General features: G+C 39.7%; 3 protein-coding genes. All 3 read right to left on the bottom strand.

Annotation, left to right across the window (positions count from 1 at the left end; genetic code table 11):
• Nucleotides 1-228 precede the first annotated feature (228 nt).
• Nucleotides 229-1,398 (bottom strand): mannonate dehydratase, encoded by a 1,170-nt coding sequence (gene uxuA, locus AC1DND_RS24075; protein ID WP_477585101.1) that lies wholly within the window; start codon nucleotides 1,396-1,398, stop codon nucleotides 229-231.
• A gap of 53 nt (nucleotides 1,399-1,451) precedes the next feature.
• Nucleotides 1,452-2,276: an SDR family oxidoreductase gene (locus AC1DND_RS24070; RefSeq protein WP_215127668.1), complete on the bottom strand. Its 825-nt coding sequence runs from the start codon at nucleotides 2,274-2,276 to the stop codon at nucleotides 1,452-1,454.
• A gap of 88 nt (nucleotides 2,277-2,364) precedes the next feature.
• The coding region (locus tag AC1DND_RS24065) for a glycoside hydrolase family 2 TIM barrel-domain containing protein (protein WP_477585100.1) at nucleotides 2,365-3,077 on the bottom strand (713 nt) is incomplete at its 5' end.

Here is a 3,077-nt window from a genome sequence, read left to right as displayed (position 1 = left end):
CAAGCAAAGGTGAGTTAAAATTTCGGGAATTGGTGTGTATTTATGGATAATAAGGATCAGCGCTAAGTGTTTGTCGGTTGGCGAAAGGCAGATGCAAGCTCAGCCATTACAAAAAATGCGCACAAATAAATAAGTTTTATTTGTGCGCTTATGTGTTAAATTAACGCTAAAAGATCCTTCGACTACGCTCAGGATGACAAAGCGAATGTGTTTCTCTAGGAAAATTGTTTAGTAATTCCCTGTAACGCCTATTTCTAAGCCTCTTAATTCGGCTAAACCCCTTAATCTGCCTATCGCCGAATAACCTGGGTTGGTTTCTTTGGCCAAATCATCCAACATTTGGTGGCCATGATCTGGGCGGAAAGGAATTGATTTATCGCGCAAAGCATTTTCTTCTGATAAGGCTTTCATGATTTCATACATGTTCACATCACCACCTAAATGATCTGCTTCGTAAAAACTACCGTCCTCATCTTTTTTAACGTTACGCAAATGCGCAAAATAAACACGTTCCTTAACTGCATTGAAGATCTCTAAAGCATTATTCCCCATTCCGGCACCTAATGAGCCTGTACAGAAACAAACACCGTTAAAAGCCTGGTCTACTTCTTTAATAATATAATTAAAATCTTCGAGCGTACTCGCAATTCTTGGCAAACCTAAAATAGCATAAGGGGGATCGTCAGGATGGATGGTCATTTTAATACCTTCTTCTGTACAAACATCAGCAATAGATAACAAGAAAAATTTCAAATTTTCTTTTAATCCTTGTCTTCCAATGGCTTTATATTCATTAATGCTATTACGCAAAGTCTCCAACTCGATTTCTTTTTCGGTCGGGATGCCCATTAATACATTGATGCGAAGATCAACTAAATCCTGCGCTGTTAAAGTAGCATGTTTAGCTGCTGCCCTATCTAAAATAGATTGCGAATAATCTGCTTCTGCACCTTCTCTCTTCAAAATATAGAGATCAAAAATGGCCAGATCGATCCAGTTAAAATAAAGGGCTTTCGATCCATCGGTCATTTCCAGGTCCAATTGTGTACGTGTCCAATCTAAAACAGGCATAAAGTTGTAGCACACAGTCTTAATTCCGCAGGCCGACAGGTTACGCAAAGAGGTTTTATAATTTTCGATATACTGCCCTGCATCTGCCCTACGCGTTTTAATCGCTTCATGCACGGGAACACTTTCTACTACCGACCAGGTTAAACCTGCTGCCTCGATAATGGCTTTTCTTTCCTGAATATCATGTAATGGCCAAACTTCACCATGTGGTATATGATGCAGTGCGGTTACAACGCCCGTAGCTCCTGCTTGTTTAACATCTTGTAGGCTAACTGGATCGTTCGGACCATACCAACGCCAGGTTTGTTCTAATTTTTTATACTTCATTGTATTTGATTGCACAGATTAAGATTACACTGATTATGTGATTGTATTGATATCTAAACGCCAGAAAATGCTGTAAATCCCCCATCCACGGTAACATTCTGTCCATTTACAAATTTAGAGGCATCACTTAGCAAATATACTAAAGCGCCAATCAATTCTTCTGGCGCTCCAAACCGTTTAAAGGGTGTTTTAGAAATGATGGCCTGCCCTCTTGCAGTCAAAGAACCATCTTCATTGGTTAATAACGCCCTGTTCTGGTTAGTAATAAAAAAGCCGGGTACAATGGCATTTATCCTGATTTTATCCTGATAACGATTGGCTAATTCAACAGCCATCCATTTGGTATAACAATCTATAGATGTTTTGGCCAATGAGTAACCCAATACGCGTGTAATGGCCTGATTAGCAGAAACTGATGAAATATTCACAATACTACCCCCATTTTTCGCGATTTCTTTACCGAAAATCTGTGTAGGCAAAATAGTTCCAAATAAATTGAGGTCAAATGCTTGTTTTAGGGCTGGAATATTAAGATCAAAAATATCACTTCCGGGCTGAATAACGGCTTCCGCCACATTTCCACCTGCTGCATTAATCAGCGCATCTATGCGACCAAATTCTTTGATAATGATTTCATTCGCATTAAGCAGATTCTGCTCATCCAATACATCAGCAATAATATAAATAGCTTTTCCTCCTGCGTTTGTTACATCAGCAACCCTTTGCTTTGCAGCGTCTTCATTTCTTCCTATAACAACGATTACAGCACCAGCTGCACATAATCCATTTACAAAAGCCTCGCCCAAAACACCTGTAGCACCTGTAACTACTACAACCTTGTTTTTCAGCGAAAACAGACTTTCTACTTCTTTTACCATTTGTTTAGTTCTTTTTAAGTTTATTTAACAGCGCCATCGAAAGCATTATTTTAGGAGCAAAACTAGTTTTCTGTAAGCTGTTCATATTTTATTTGTATTTGACCTGCATCTGGTCGTAAAAATCTTTCAGCACGAAGAAGGCTTTCTTTTTTTTACCTGTTTCGCTGATCAAGCCTTTACGGTTCCAGAAATTCTGATAAATAGGATGTTGTCTTCTTGGTGACCTGAAATCGGTCAAAATCCATGGCGTCATGCCTCTTAAAGCCCCAATTTTGCTTAACATAGCAATCTGATTTTTGTACAACGCCTCTTGGTATTCTTCGCTCCAACGTGTATTTTCATCGGCGTGGAAACCGCCCAAAGCATCGCCCCCAAACTCAGTAATTACCACAGGTTTTTTATATTTAATATCGAAATTGTATTTGGTAATTTCGGATGGATTACCTCCCCAGTACCAACCAGCATATTCATTAAAACTTACCAGATCGATTTTTTCGCCCAGGGGATCGTTTAAAATGATGTTATTTCCCTCGCGGTGTACTTCTAAAGCAGCAGCCACTAAACGGGTATCATCCAAAGAGCGGGCAGTTTCTGCCAAATTGCTCATAAAACTCAAACGGGCATCGCTTAACGGGGTTTCGTTGCCAATAGACCAGACGATCACACTTGCCCTGTTTTTATCTCGTACGATTAAATCAGTCAATTGCTTTTTTGCATTGGCATAGGTTGCCGGATTTGTCCAGCTGATGGTCCAGTAAACAGGAACTTCAGCCCAAACCAATAGTCCCATTTCATCAGCAA

The organism is Pedobacter sp. 01N416 (assembly GCF_056399685.1).
Note: the sequence above shows the minus strand (reverse complement) of the source record. Positions and strands in the feature narration are given on the sequence as shown.